Below are 13,870 nucleotides of genomic sequence, written 5' to 3'. Positions count from 1 at the left end.
CGCTGAAGTTACATTGACGCGGGCAACGCCAGCACTGTATCCCGTATGCCACGTCAGCTAGCCGGGATAGATCTCATCCATGTCCAATACCGACATCGAAATCGTCGTTGACGATCCGACCGCGCCGGAGGTCAATTCACCCGTCGTGACGAGCGTCCGCATCGTCGACGTCGTGGTGTCATTGCTCCTTCTGGCGCTGGCGCTGACGCTCGGATGGGACAATTGGCGCACCGGCGCCGCCTGGGACTCCACCGGCCCGCAGGCCGGTTATTTTCCGTTCTATCTGTCGGTGATCCTCGGTGGCGCCAGCCTCTATGGTCTCGTCACCGCTTTCCTGTCGCGCAAGGAAGCCGCCGAGACTTTCGTCACGCGGGCCCAGCTTCGCCGTGTCATGGCCGTGTTCGTGCCGACGCTGCTGTTCTGTCTGGCCATGCAATTTCTCGGACTCTATGTCGCGAGCTTCCTGCTGATCTCGACCTTCATGCGCGTGGTCGGCAAGATCGCCTTGTGGAAATCGCTGCTGACCGCCTTCGTGTTCACCGCTGTGATGTTCGTGACCTTCGACATCGCGTTTGACGTCATCATGCCAAAGGGCCCGCTCGAAGCGGCCCTCGGCCGATAGTAGATCGCAGGTAGTTCGATGGAAGCCTTCGGTCTACTCATGCACGGCTTTGCCGTCCTGCTGACATGGAAGACGCTCGTCCTGATGATGGTCGGGCTGGTGCTCGGCATTTTCGTCGGCGTGCTGCCGGGACTTGGCGGGCCGAACGGCGTGGCGATCCTGCTGCCGTTGACCTTCACGATGGATCCGACCTCGGCCATCGTGATGCTGTCCTGCATCTATTGGGGTGCGCTGTTCGGCGGCGCCATCACGTCGATCCTGTTCAACATTCCCGGCGAGGCGTGGTCGGTCGCGACCACCTTCGATGGTTATCCAATGGCGCAGCAGGGCAGGGCTGCGGAAGCGCTCACTGCGGCGTTTACGTCCTCCTTCATCGGTTCGCTGGTGGCGGTGCTGTTGATCACGTTTCTGGCGCCGATGATCTCGTCCTTTGCGCTGAAGTTCGGCCCGCCTGAATTCTTTGCGGTCTATCTGCTCACCTTCTGTTCCTTCGTGGGGCTTGGCCGTGAGGCCAAGCACAAGACGGTCATTTCGATGTCGCTCGGTCTGCTGCTCGCCGGCGTCGGAATGGACACGGTGTCCGGCCAGCTGCGCATGACCTTTGGTTCGACCGACCTCTTGCGCGGCATTAATTTTCTGGTCGCGGTGATCGGCCTGTTCGGCATCAGCGAGATACTGCTGACGATGGAAGAGCGCCTCGCGCTGCGCGGACACGCCGCCGGGATCAGTTTACGCGTCGTGTTGTCGGTCTGGAGAGACCTGCCGAAATACTGGGTGACGCTGTTTCGTTCGTCGTTCATCGGCTGCTGGCTCGGCATTACGCCGGGTGGCGCGATTGCGGCTTCGTTCATGGGCTACAATCTCGCCAAGCGTTTTTCCAAGGACCCGGACGGTTTCGGCAAGGGCCGCATCGAAGGTGTGTTCGCGCCGGAAACGGCGGCGCATGCCTCGGGCACCGCAGCACTACTGCCAATGCTGGCGCTCGGAATTCCCGGTTCTGGCACTGCGGCAATCCTGCTCGGCGGCTTGATGGTGTGGGGCCTCAACCCCGGACCTTTGTTGTTCGTCGAACACAAGGACTTCGTCTGGGGCCTGATTGCCTCGATGTATCTCGGCAACGTGGTCGGTCTTGTGCTGGTGCTGACGACGGTGCCGATCTTTGCCTCGATCCTGCGGGTGCCGTTCGCAGCGGTCGCGCCCATGATCGTGGTGTCCTGCGCGATCGGTGCCTATGCCATCCAGAATGCGATGTTCGACATCTGGCTGATGCTTGGCTTCGGCGTCGTCGGCTACGTGTTCAAGAAGATCGGAATTCCGCTCGCACCGTTCACGTTGGCGCTGGTGCTCGGCAACCGCGCCGAGGATGCGTTCCGCCTGTCGATGATCGGATCCGGCGGCGACATGAAAGTGTTCTGGTCGAACGGCCTGGTTGGCTCGATTACAACACTGGCAATCGTTCTCCTGTTCTGGCCCATCCTCGACAAGGCATTTGGGAGCGTCACCCGGCTGATGAAAACGGCAAAAAGCCCCGCTTAGTCATACGTTTGGACCGGATTTAGCATTTGTTCACCGTGGCTGGGCCAACTCCTCAATGGAACTCGATTATGTCCCCTTGTTGCTGAAGGGTAACAGGCTACGGGCGCATCTCGCTGTATGATGGTTCCAAGTTCAATTTCAGATTTTGGGAATCCCGATGAATCGCATTCTGATTGCAGGCGCCGCGATTGTTTCGCTGCTCACGACAAGCGCATTCGCTGCCGACCTGGCCCCGCGGCCGTACACCAAGGCTCCCGTGATCGTCGATCCCGGTTACAACTGGACTGGCTTCTATCTCGGTCTCAACGGCGGCTACAGCTGGGGCCGGGCTCGTAACACTTTCGATCCGGGTGCACCGCTTGTGATCACCACGTTTGGGCAGAATGTCGATGGCGGTCTCGGCGGCGCGCAGATCGGTTATAATTGGCAGCTGGATCGCACCTGGGTGGTCGGGCTTGAAGCTGACATCCAGGGCACGGGGGAACGCGGAGGATCGCGTGATCAACTCGGAGCGATCAGAGTCGGCAACATAGGTGCGACCTTGTTCGCCGACACCACCACGAGCTTGCCCTGGTTTGCAACGTTCAGGGCCCGTGGCGGCGTCCTCGTTGACCCGAGTCTGTTGCTGTACGCGACAGGCGGTCTGGCGGTTGGTGAGGTCAAGGTGGCGACGACGCCTACCGGGATCTTCCAGCTGTTCGACGGTAACAGCAACGTCACCATCGGCGCACCGTTCACGGTCATTGGGACCACGGTGTCCGGAAGTGAGACGCGTGTGGGTTGGACAGTTGGAGCCGGCCTTGAGAAGAAATTCGCCAGGAACTGGTCGGCGAAGCTCGAATATCTCTATATGGACTTCGGCTCGAAGACCTACTTCGGCGGAACGGCCAATCAGACCACCGTCAGGTTCCATGACCATGTTGCCCGCGCCGGCATCAACTACCAGTTCACCGCGGGTCCGGTCGTCGCCAAGTACTGAGCGACAGAACGATAGGAATAAAAAAAGCCCCGGTTTTCCGGGGCTTTTTCATGTGGTGAGTTCAGGCGTTCTGATGCCGCTCAGACCACCTTGCGCTGCCTGAGATCGGCGATCTCTTCCTTGCCGAAACCGAATTCGGCAAGCACCTCTTCGGTCTGTTCACCGAACTCCGGCGGACGTGCCGCCATGCTGCTTGGCGTCCGCGACAAAGTTATCGGCTGGCCGACCAGTTGGATGTGCCTGTTTTCGTCGTTAGGCACGTGCTGCGCGATGCCGAGATGCTTGACCTGGTCGTCATCGAACATCTGATCAATCGAGTAGATTGGGCCACAGGGCACGCCGGCGGCGTTGAGCTCGCTGACCCAGGTCTCGGTGGATTTCTTCTCGGTGAGCTTCCCAATGGCGGCATTGAGCGCGTCGCGGTTCTTCGAGCGGGCGGGAGAGGTGGCGTAATCGGGATTGGTGAGGAGTTCAGGCGCGCCGATCGCCTGCGCGCAGCGCTCCCAGATCCGCCCGCCGGTGGTGGCAATATTGATATAGCCGTCGGACGTCTTGAAGACGCCGGTCGGAATGCTCGTCGGATGGTTGTTGCCAGCCTGTTTGGCCACGTCCTTTTCCATCAGCCAGCGTGCGGCCTGGAAATCCAGCATGAATATCTGGGCCTGCAGCAGCGAGGTCTGCACCCACTGGCCTTCGCCGGAAACATCGCGTTCGAGCAGCGCGGTGAGGATGCCAAGCGCACAGAATAGCCCGGCCGTGAGGTCGGCCACGGGAATGCCGACCCGCATCGGACCCTCGCCGGGGGCGCCGGTAACCGACATCAGCCCGCCCATGCCCTGGGCGATCTGATCGAAGCCTGGCCGCTTGTGATAGGGGCCATCCTGCCCGAACCCGGAGATGCTGCCATAGACGATCCGCGGGTTGATCTTGCGCAGGCTCTCGTAGTCGATGCCGAGCTTGGCCTTGACGTCGGGCCGGAAATTCTCGACCACGACGTCCGCCTTCTCGGCAAGGCGCTTGAACACCTCGAGGCCCTTCGGATCCTTCAGGTTGAGCGTCATCGCCCGCTTGTTGCGGTGCAAATTCTGGAAGTCCGAGCCCTGGCGCGGGCCACCCGGCTGTTCGCCGGCCGCGTCCTCCAGCAACGCGTCGATCTTGATGACATTGGCGCCCCAGTCGGCGAGCTGCCGCACGCAGGTTGGCCCCGAACGGACGCGGGTCAGGTCGAGGACGGTGAAACGGGAAAGGGCCTGCGAGGCGCGCGGGGAGGGCATCAAGGAGTCTCCAGCCTACAATTGGTCGAGGTCAAATTATCGGCGAAATGCATGGGCTTGTCATGCGATCATCTCGGATAGTGTCCGCGCCGGGATGCATAGCATTTGCTAGCACAGGCGGCCTCGAGCCTGGCGCAGCTTGTTCACGCGCGTCTTCGGCTCGCCATCAGCGCGTTCACGCGCGTCTTCGACGCGCTATGGGGGGCGGCGCACCGCGGGACTCGGATCTAAAATCGCAAAACAACCCCATGCAAAGTAGCAAGAGCCCCGGCCCGCAGCCCTCGTGATACATAGGGTCCGGGGCACGAGAACCCAAATGGTCCGTGGTCACGGCCCAACCCAATCATCCCACTCTAGCGCGACAGTCGTCGCAAATCGGCTCGCGCTTTCGCTGCCAGAGGATCGTCCGGATGCCTTGCGATGAAGAGCTCCAGTGACTGAACCGTGTTCAGTCGTCGCGCCAGTTGATATTCCTCCTCTACCGCCAGCTTGGGATCGCGTGCAGGGGGCGTGGTACTTTTGGTGGCAGAGCCAGGCTTTTCATCCGAAGCGACAGCTTTGGCCATGGAGAAATGCCCTTTCTGAAGCAAACGATCCGAATCCGGCGGAAGAATTGTTGCAGCCAGCAGAGAGATCGTAAACGCCCTTCGCATTGCCTTTTTGCGTAGCACTTTTCGCATTTTTCCGTTGTCGGTTGACGTATCGCGTTAGCTGCGTTCGTCGACAATTACCTTTCCGTCATTTGGCAATGACTTAGGCTCGACCCAATCCACGCTACCTCCGAGTTTTGTTACGTTCCGGAGTGTTGCGACAACCGCTTCCATGAGGCCGGCGTTCGGACTGGCTGTCTCTGCCTTGAGGGTCATTAGGTCGCTTTCGCCCGATCGCGTCACGACGAGGCGCAGCCGCCCGAGTTCGGGATGGCGCTTGCCGATCTCGGCGATCTGTTCCGGCCGCACGAACATGCCCTTGACCTTGGTGGTCTGGTCGGCCCGCCCCATCCAGCCCTTGATGCGCATGTTGGTGCGCCCGCAGGCGCTTGTCCCCGGCAGCACTGCCGTGAGATCGCCCAGCGCGAGCCGGATCCAGGGGTGGTGCGGATCGAGCGAGGTGACGACGATCTCGCCGACGTCACCGGGGGCGACGGGATCGCCAGTGCCGGGCCGCACGATTTCGAAGATCAGGTCCTCGTTCACGACCATGCCGTCATGGGCCGTGGTCTCGAAGGCGATCAGGCCGAGATCGGCGGTGCCGAACGCCTGGTAGGCATCGACGCCGCGCGCCTTGACCTCGTCCTGCAGCGATTTGGGAAAGGCCGCGCCGGACACCAGCGCGCGCTTGATCGAAGAGACGTCGCGCCCGGCGCTTGAGGCGGCATCAAGCAGGATTTTAAGGAAGTCAGGTGTGCCGCTGTAGCCGACCGGCCGATAGGCCTCGATCAGCTCGAACTGCGCTTCGGTGTTGCCGGGGCCGGCCGGGATGACGGCACAGCCGAGCGCCCGCGCCGAGGCGTCAAAAATGAAGCCGCCGGGCGTCAGATGGTAGCTGAAGGTGTTGAGCACGACATCGCCGGGCCGGAAGCCGGCCGCAAACAGCGCCCGCGCGCCGCGCCAGGGGTCGGCATGAACAGCCTCAGGCTCGAAGATCGGTCCCGGGGAGGTGAACAACCGTCCGAACGACCCCGGGAGGCCCGCCACGAGCCCGCCGAAGGGTGGTGCGGCCTTGTGCAGGGCAGGGAGCTCGGACTTGCGCAGCACCGGCAGGCGCGCCAGTGCGGCCCGGTCGGTCACGGAAGCCGGATCGATGCCCTTCAGGCGTTCGGCATAGGCAGGCGCCGCCATTGCCCTGCGCAGCACGTCCGGCAGCCGCGAGAACAACTCCGCCTCGCGCTGGATCGGCTCACGCGTTTCAAGGGCGTCGTAATGGTCGGTCATGAGTCAGTCTTTCTTTCGTCATTCCGAGGCGCGGGGAATCCATAACTACGATCGGGAGTATGGATTCCCCGATGCGCAAGTGCGCATCTGAGGCTTGCGCCAAGAGGCGCATCCCGGAATGACGGCTGTTACAGCCACCGCTTCCGTCTCTTGAAGCTCTTCAGGTTCTTGAAGCTCTTGCGCTGGTCGCCGGCGCCGCCGAGGTAAAACTCCTTCACATCCTCATTGTCGCGCAATTCGTCGGCGGAGCCGTCGAGCACCACCTTGCCCTGTTCCATGATGTAGCCATGGCTCGCGACCGAGAGCGCCGCGCGAGCGTTCTGCTCCACCAAGAGGATGGTGACGCCGAGATCGCGGTTGATTTCCTTGATGATCCCGAACACTTCCTTGACCAGCAGCGGCGACAGCCCCATCGACGGCTCGTCCATCAGGATCATCTTCGGGCGCGCCATCAGCGCGCGGCCGATCGCCAGCATCTGCTGTTCGCCGCCGGAGAGGTATCCGGCGAGCCCCGTGCGCTCCTTGAGGCGCGGGAAATAACGAAAGACCATGTCGATGTCGGCGCCGACCTCGTTGTCGGTGCGGGTAAAGGCGCCGAGCTTGAGGTTTTCCACCGACGTCATGTCTGAAATGATGCGGCGCCCCTCCATCACCTGGAAGATGCCGCGGCGGACGATCTTGTCGGGATCGATGCCGTTGATGCGCTCGCCGTCGAACACGATCTCGCCGCGGGTGACCTCGCCGTCCTCGGTCTTGAGCAGGCCGGAGATCGCTTTGAGCGTCGTCGACTTGCCGGCGCCATTGGCGCCGAGCAGCGCCACGATCGCGCCCTTCGGCACTTCGAGACTCAATCCGCGCAGCACCAGGATGACGTTGTCGTACACCACCTCGATGTTGCGCACGTCGAGCAGCGGCGCGGTTGCGGTGGCGCTGGGGATGCTGCGCGTTGTTTCGACGGTTTCAGTCATGTCCTGATCACCTTCCGCTGTCATCACCCGCGAAAGCGGGTGATCCAGTATTCCAGAGGCATCTGCGATCAATCGAGACGCTGCGGCGTACTGGATCCCCGCTTTCGCGGGGATGACAGCTGAGTGTTGCCTACGAGATTACCAGCCCAGCCATTCGGCCTTGCGCGGCAGGTCGATGACCTTCACCTTGTCGAGCTTGATCGCGCCGTTCTTGACGAGATCGTTCAGCGGCGCGTCGGTCGCACCGGCGACCTTCATCCGGTAGAGATCGACCTTGAGCGTGCCGCGGTGGTCCTTGTCGGTCCAGGTTGACGGATTGCAGACGCCGTCCATGCCGGCCGGCACCCAATCCTTCTTCTGGTAGAAGCCCTTCTTGACGTTCTCGCCGGTGGCGCCGCCGTTCTTGGCGGCCCATTCGACGGCTTCCTTCATGTAAAGCGCGGTGCAGACGCCGGCGATGTAATGGACCGGACGGTAGGCGGTTCCGCCCGCATCGGACATCTTGGAGATGTCCATCACGGTCTTCATGCCGGGAGCGTTGCCGCCCCATGCCACGGCGGTGCGCAGCGGAAACACCACGCCGTCGGCGGCGGCGCCGGCGGCCTTGGCGGCATTCTCGTCCATGCCCCAGACGTTGCCGAGAAACTGAACGTCGACGCCGGCAGCCTTGCAGGCGTTCAGGACCGAGATGTTCGAGCCTGCGGTGTTGCCGAGATAAGCGTAGTTGGCGCCGGAGCTCTTCAGGGTCAGGCACTGCGCGCTGTAGTCGCCCGGCGTCAGCGCGAACACGATCGGCGGCAGCAGCTCGAAGCCGAGTTCAGCCGCGATGGCTTCACCCGCGGCCTTGGGCGCGTTCGGATAGGGGTGGTTGGCGCCCATATGGACATATTTCGGCTTGCCCGGCTTGCCCTTGGCCTTCCAGTCCTCGGCAGCCCAGGTCAGCATGCCGCGAACGGCGTCCGAATAGCTCGGGCCATAGAAGAAATTGTAGGGGGCGGGCTTGGCCTTGCCGCCGGCGCCGGTCGGGTCCGAAAGCGCTGCGGCGTAGGACGCCGAGATGTCGGGGATCTTGTCTTCGGCGAGGAAGCCGGTGAGGGCTTCGGTGTCGGCGGTGCCCCATCCGAGAATGGCTGCAACCTTGTCGGCGCCCGACCATTTCTTGTACTGGGCGATCGCGCGCGGCACCTGATAGCCGTAGTCGACGGTATCGACCTTGACCTGGGTGCCGTTGATGCCGCCGTTCTTGTTGATCCAGGCATAGGTGTCGGCGACGCCCTGTCCAAACGGCGTTCCGACGTCGGACGTGGCGCCCGAATAATCGGCAAGGTGACCCAGCGAGATCGGGGCTTGCGCGCTGGCTGAAGTCGCGCCGAGCAGGAGCGCAAGCGAGGCAGTGCTCAATAAAATCTTCATCGTCATTATGTTTCCTCCGGTCTTTTGTTGAGGTCTTTTGTCGTCGGTCCCGTTCCTTCCTCAATGCGAGAACGGGTAGAGTTTCCAGTAAGCCTTGATGCGTCGCCAGCGGTGCGCGAGTCCGTCCGGTTCAAAGACCAGAAAGATGATGATGATGATGCCGATGGCCATCTCGCGCAGGAAAGCGATGTTGTTCTTCAGTCCGAGGAACTGGTCGATCGGGCTGTCGCGCAGCGCGACGCTGAGCCATTCCATCGATTCCGGCAGCAGCACCATGAAGGCCGTGCCCATCAGCGTGCCCATCACCGAACCGATGCCGCCGATGATGATCATAGCGAGAAAAATGATCGAGCGGTCGATGCCGAAACCTTCATTGGAAACGACCTGGTTGTAATGGGCGTAAAGCGCGCCGCCGACGCCGGCAAAGAAGGCGGCGAGGCCGAACGACAGCGTGCGGTACTTGGTAAGGTTGATGCCCATGATCTCGGCGGACAGATAGTGGTCGCGCACCGCGACCAGCGCGCGGCCGTCGCGCGAACGGATCAAATTGGTCACCAGCAGATAGCAGACGACGACGTAAGCGAGCACGACATAGAAGTATTTCTTATCGCCGCGCAGCGAGTAGCCGAAGATCGAGAACGGCTCCGCGCTCGCAGGCACGCTGCCACCGGTGAACCATTCGGCGCGTGCGAAGAAATCCAGCAGGATGTATTGCGCGGCCAGCGTTGCGATCGCGAGATAGAGTCCCTTCAAACGCGCCGCCGGCAGCCCGAAGATCAGGCCGACCGCCGCCGTAACCACGCCCGCGAGCGGGATGCAGAAGAACACGGGGATGCCGAACCGGTTCGAAAGGTAGGCGGAGGTGAAGGCGCCGAACCCGAAGAAGGCGGCGTGGCCGATCGAGATCTGGCCGGTGAACCCGACCACGATGTTGAGGCCGAGGGCGGCGATGCCGAAGATGCCGATCTGGATCAGCAGGCTGAGGGTGTATTCGTTGAGGACATGCGGCGCAAAGCAGATCAGGACGATGCCGACGATCATCGCGTTGCGGCTGGTCCTGGTCGGAAACACGGTGGTGTCAGCCGCATAGGTGGTGCGGAAATCGCCGGCGGGGATCAGGGTCTGGGTTGCCATGATGGATTACACCCGCTCGATGTCTTTGGTGCCGAACAGGCCATAGGGCTTGATCATCAGGATGATGATCAGTGCATAGAATGGCGCGATTTCGTACAGATTGCCCCAGTGCAGATACTCGCTGTCGAGGAAGTGCGCGAAGTTCTCCAATAGGCCGATGATGATGCCGCCGAGCACGGCGCCGCCGACGCTGTCGAGGCCGCCAAGGATCGCGGCCGGAAACACCTTGACGCCATAGGCCGAAAGTCCGGACGAGACGCCGTTGACGACCGCCACCACGACGCCGGCCACTGCTGACACCGTCGCCGAGATCGCCCAGGCCATCGCGAACACGCTCTTGACCGAGATACCCAGCGACTGCGCCACCTGCTGGTTGAATGCGGTGGCGCGCATCGCAAGGCCGTATTTGGACAGGCGGAAGAACCACGCCATGCCCACCATCATCGCCAGCGAAACCGCAAGGCTCATCAAATAGACGGTCTGCACCTGCAGTCCGAGGATGTTGACGTTCTGGGTGGTGAAGACGCGCGGAAACGGCTGCAGATTGACGCCGAACATCCATTTCATCAGCGCGGAGAACACGGTGGAGAGCGCAATCGTCACCATGATCACCGAGATGATGGGTTCACCGACCATCGGGCGCAGGATCACCACCTGGATGGCGATGCCGAACAGGAACATGAACACCAGCGTGATCGGCATGCCCAGATAGAACGGCACCTGGTACTTCGTCAGCAGCCACCAGCACACCCAGGCGCCGATCAGCAGCAGTTCGCCTTGCGCGAAATTCACCACCTGGGTGGCCTTGTAGATCAGCACGAACGACATCGCGACCACGCCATAGAGCGTGCCGACCACGAGGCCGTTGACCAGGAGCTGGATCAGTAGCTGGGTGTTCATTCCGCGGCCTCCGCGAGCGGCGCGTTGGCGCCTAAATCGACCACCCGCAGCGTGGTGCGGATGCGCTGGGTGGTGCCGTCCTGGAAGCGGATCACGGTGTCGACGGGAATGTCGCGCTTGCCGCCATAGATCGCGTCGATGATCCCGGCATATTTCTCGTTGATGACGCTACGGCGAACTTTTCGGGTGCGGGTGAGTTCGCCGTCGTCGGCGTCGAGTTCCTTGTAGAGCAGCAGGAAGCGCGAGATGCGCTGCGCCGGCGGCAGCGTGGCGTTGACGGATTCGACCTCCTTGCGCACCAGTTCATAGACTTCGGGGCGCGAGGAGAGGTCGGTGTAGGTCGTGAACGAGATGCGGTTCTTCTCCGCCCATTTCGAGATGATCGAGTAGCGGATGCAGATCATCGCGGCCAGCGCGTCGCGGCCGGCGCCGAGCACGACGGTCTCGGCGATGTAGGGCGAGAACTTCAGCTTGTTCTCCAGATATTGCGGCGAGAAGCGTTCGCCGCGCGAAGTTTCGGCGAGATCCTTGATGCGGTCGATCACCACGAGCTGCCGGTTGTCGTTGAAATAGCCGGCATCGCCGGAATGCATCCAGCCATCCTTCATGTCGGCGGCGGAGGCTTCCGGATTTTTGTAATAGCCGAGGTACATGTTGGGGTGACGCACCACGATTTCGCCGACGCCGTTGATGTCGGGGTTGTCGACGCGAATCTCGATGTCGGATGCCATCGGCACGCCCGTCGTATCAGGGTCGACCTTGCCGGCCGGATGCAGCGTGTAGGCCCCCAACAATTCGGTCTGGCCGTAGAGCGTGCGCAGCGGCACGCCCATGGCCTGGAAGAATTTGAACGTATCCGGCCCCAGCGCCGCGCCGCCGGTGGCGGCCGAGCGCAGCCGCGTGAAACCGAGGCGGTCGCGCAAGGCGCGGAACAGCAGCTGGTCGGCGAGCAGGGACTGCTTGCCTTCGGCTAGCGCCGCCAGGCCCGCCTTCATGCCGAGGTCATAGAGCTTTTGCTTGAGCGGCGAGGAGTCCATCACGCCGGCGCGGACGTCGGCGGCGATCGATTCCCAGACCCGCGGCGCGAACAGCACGAAGGTCGGCGCGATCTCGCGGAAATCGTGCATCATGGTTTCGGGTTCTTCGACGAAGTTGACCTTCATCCGGCAGAGCAGTCCTTTGCCGAGGGCGTAGACCTGTTCCATGATCCAGGGCAGCGGCAGCACCGAGACGTATTCGTCGTCCGGTCCCTTCGGGTCGAAGCTGAGATACGTCGCGCAATGCCGAAGCACCCGCCCGGCCGCCAGCATCGCGAGCTTGGGATTGGCCGTGGTGCCCGACGTGGTGCAGAGGATGGCGACATCCTCGCCCTTTGTTGCGTCGACCAGGCGGTCATAGAGGCCGCTGTCGCGCGCGGCGCGGTCGCGCCCCATCGCCACCAACTTGTCGGCTTCCATCAGGCGCGGGTCGTCGTATTTCCGCATCCCGCGCGGATCGGAGTAAATGATGTGCTTGAGGTGGGGCACGCGCTCAGCAAGCGCGAGCAGCTTGTCGACCTGCTCTTCGTCCTCGGCGAACACCAGTTTGGCTTCGCCATAGCTCAACAGGTAGGCGGCTTCCTCATCCAGCACGTCGCGATAGAGGCCAAGGCTCATGCCGCCGATGGCGTGCGTGGCGATCTCGGCCGCCATCCAGTCCGGCCGGTTGTCGCCGATGATACCGATGACGTCGCCGCGCCCGAGCCCGAGTTCGGCCATGCCCAGCGCGAAATCATGCACCCGGGTCTGGTAGTCGTTCCAGGTGAAGACGCGCCACAACCCGAGATCCTTTTCGCGCAGCGCGATTTCGTTGCCGTGCTCCTTCGCGTTGAGGCGGAGCAGCTTCGGATAGGTGTCGGCCTTTGCGGCGCGTCCGGCGTAATCCATCATGCCGCGCTCTCCGCCGGGGTGTCGTCCGGATCGACCAGGGCTTCGTCCTCTTCACCGAGATAAGCACGTTTGACATGGGGATCGGCCAGCACCGCGGCCGGGTCGCCTTCGGCGATCTTGCGGCCGAAATCCAGCACCATGACGCGGTGGGAGATATCCATCACCACGCCCATGTCATGTTCGATCATCATCACGGTCATGCCGAACTCTTCGTTGAGATCGACGATGTAGCGAGCCATGTCTTCCTTCTCTTCGAAGTTCATGCCGGCCATCGGCTCGTCGAGCAGGATCAGCTGCGGCTCCAGCGCCATGGCGCGCGCCAGCTCGACGCGCTTGCGCAAGCCGTAGGGCAGGGTGCCGGCGGTGGCCTTGCGCACCGACTGCAGGTCGAGGAAGTCGATGATCTCCTCGACTTTGCGGCGGTGCTCGAGTTCCTCGCGCCGCGCGCCGGTCAGCCAGTACAGCGATCCCGTGATGAAGTTGTTCTTCAGCAAATGGTGCCGCCCGACCATGATGTTGTCGAGCACGCTCATATGGTGGAACAGTGCCAGGTTCTGGAAGGTGCGGCCGATGCCGAGCCGGGGCCGCGCGTTGGGATTTAGACCCGTGATGTCCTGGCCGCGATAGAAAAGCTGGCCTTCGGTCGGCTTGTAGCGGCCCGAAATGCAATTGACGATCGAGGTTTTGCCGGCGCCGTTCGGGCCGATGATCGAAAACAATTCGCCATCGTTCACGCCGAAGCTGACTTCGGTCAGCGCACGGACGCCACCAAAGCGCAACGACACCCCGCGCACTTCCAACGTGTAAGCCACTCATTCCCTCCAGATACGGCGCTTAGGCAGCGCTCTTTATCTCGTCGTTCAATCGCTTTCGCGATCCTACATCGGCGGCTATTGCGAGACCATCCGACTAATGCCGAGCGCCCCGAGGCGTTCGACCCGCCGGTTGGCAGGAATACATGCGCGGTAACGCCGCACCCGCAATTCCCGACCGCTCCCGCGCGTCGTCCGATCGCCCGGTTGGGCCATCAGCCGGCTGATGCGAGGTGGCTCTCAATAGTGGAAAGCGTTGCGTTGAAATGTCATGTGCCTGACAATTGGTCAGCAATTTTCGATCGTGTCGTCATGCGGCAGGTTTCCGCTATGGAGCCTGGTAGGGACTTGGGGTTGTTGTTGCGGCGCA

General features: G+C 62.2%; 12 protein-coding genes. 3 read left to right on the top strand and 9 right to left on the bottom strand.

The features are described 5' to 3' along the window. Positions 1-79: 79 nt before the first annotated feature. The 3 genes from ABIE49_RS08595 (at position 80) to ABIE49_RS08585 (ending at position 3,137) form a co-directional block, all read left to right on the top strand. Complete coding sequence (locus ABIE49_RS08595) at positions 80-622, top strand: tripartite tricarboxylate transporter TctB family protein (protein WP_192737886.1); 543 nt, start codon at positions 80-82, stop codon at positions 620-622. An 18-nt stretch (positions 623-640) separates the two neighbouring features. Continuing rightward, positions 641-2,158, top strand: coding sequence for a tripartite tricarboxylate transporter permease (locus ABIE49_RS08590; protein WP_192737885.1), 1,518 nt, complete (start codon positions 641-643; stop codon positions 2,156-2,158). 157 nt (positions 2,159-2,315) lie between these two features. Next, positions 2,316-3,137 carry an outer membrane protein gene (locus ABIE49_RS08585; protein ID WP_192737884.1) on the top strand — a complete coding sequence of 274 codons (822 nt, stop codon included), beginning with the start codon at positions 2,316-2,318 and terminating at the stop codon, positions 3,135-3,137. An 80-nt stretch (positions 3,138-3,217) separates the two neighbouring features. On the opposite strand, the gene ABIE49_RS08580 is transcribed toward ABIE49_RS08585, so the two are convergent. The 9 genes from ABIE49_RS08580 to ABIE49_RS08540 all read right to left on the bottom strand — a co-directional run bounded on the left by ABIE49_RS08580 (position 3,218) and on the right by ABIE49_RS08540 (position 13,500). After that, a complete protein-coding gene (locus tag ABIE49_RS08580; protein WP_192737883.1) occupies positions 3,218-4,411 on the bottom strand; it encodes a CaiB/BaiF CoA transferase family protein in 1,194 nt (397 codons plus the stop codon). A 353-nt stretch (positions 4,412-4,764) separates the two neighbouring features. Next, positions 4,765-4,977: a hypothetical protein gene (locus ABIE49_RS08575; protein ID WP_192737882.1), complete on the bottom strand. Its 213-nt coding sequence runs from the start codon at positions 4,975-4,977 to the stop codon at positions 4,765-4,767. A gap of 141 nt (positions 4,978-5,118) precedes the next feature. Then, on the bottom strand, positions 5,119-6,345 hold the full coding sequence (locus tag ABIE49_RS08570) for a phenylacetate--CoA ligase family protein (RefSeq protein WP_192737881.1): 1,227 nt from the start codon (positions 6,343-6,345) through the stop codon (positions 5,119-5,121). Between the two features lie 128 nt (positions 6,346-6,473). Next, positions 6,474-7,313 carry an ABC transporter ATP-binding protein gene (locus ABIE49_RS08565; protein WP_192737880.1) on the bottom strand — a complete coding sequence of 280 codons (840 nt, stop codon included), beginning with the start codon at positions 7,311-7,313 and terminating at the stop codon, positions 6,474-6,476. A gap of 138 nt (positions 7,314-7,451) precedes the next feature. Next, a complete protein-coding gene (locus ABIE49_RS08560) occupies positions 7,452-8,732 on the bottom strand; it encodes an ABC transporter substrate-binding protein (protein WP_192737879.1) in 1,281 nt (426 codons plus the stop codon). A 54-nt stretch (positions 8,733-8,786) separates the two neighbouring features. Further along, positions 8,787-9,860, bottom strand: a complete 1,074-nt coding sequence (locus ABIE49_RS08555; RefSeq protein ID WP_192737878.1) for a branched-chain amino acid ABC transporter permease — start codon at positions 9,858-9,860, stop codon at positions 8,787-8,789. A 6-nt stretch (positions 9,861-9,866) separates the two neighbouring features. After that, entirely contained in the window at positions 9,867-10,760 is an 894-nt protein-coding gene (locus tag ABIE49_RS08550) for a branched-chain amino acid ABC transporter permease (RefSeq protein WP_192737877.1), read from the bottom strand. Continuing rightward, complete coding sequence (locus tag ABIE49_RS08545; protein ID WP_192737876.1) at positions 10,757-12,688, bottom strand: long-chain fatty acid--CoA ligase; 1,932 nt, start codon at positions 12,686-12,688, stop codon at positions 10,757-10,759. Before ABIE49_RS08545 ends, ABIE49_RS08550 begins: the two co-directional genes overlap by 4 nt. Then, a complete protein-coding gene (locus ABIE49_RS08540) occupies positions 12,685-13,500 on the bottom strand; it encodes an ABC transporter ATP-binding protein (RefSeq protein ID WP_192737875.1) in 816 nt (271 codons plus the stop codon). The genes ABIE49_RS08545 and ABIE49_RS08540 overlap by 4 nt, the downstream gene beginning before the upstream one ends. Between the last annotated feature and the right edge of the window lie 370 nt (positions 13,501-13,870).

The organism is Bradyrhizobium sp. OAE829 (assembly GCF_040546575.1).
Lineage (GTDB): Bacteria > Pseudomonadota > Alphaproteobacteria > Rhizobiales > Xanthobacteraceae > Bradyrhizobium.
This window is presented reverse-complemented; position numbering and strand designations above follow the sequence as displayed.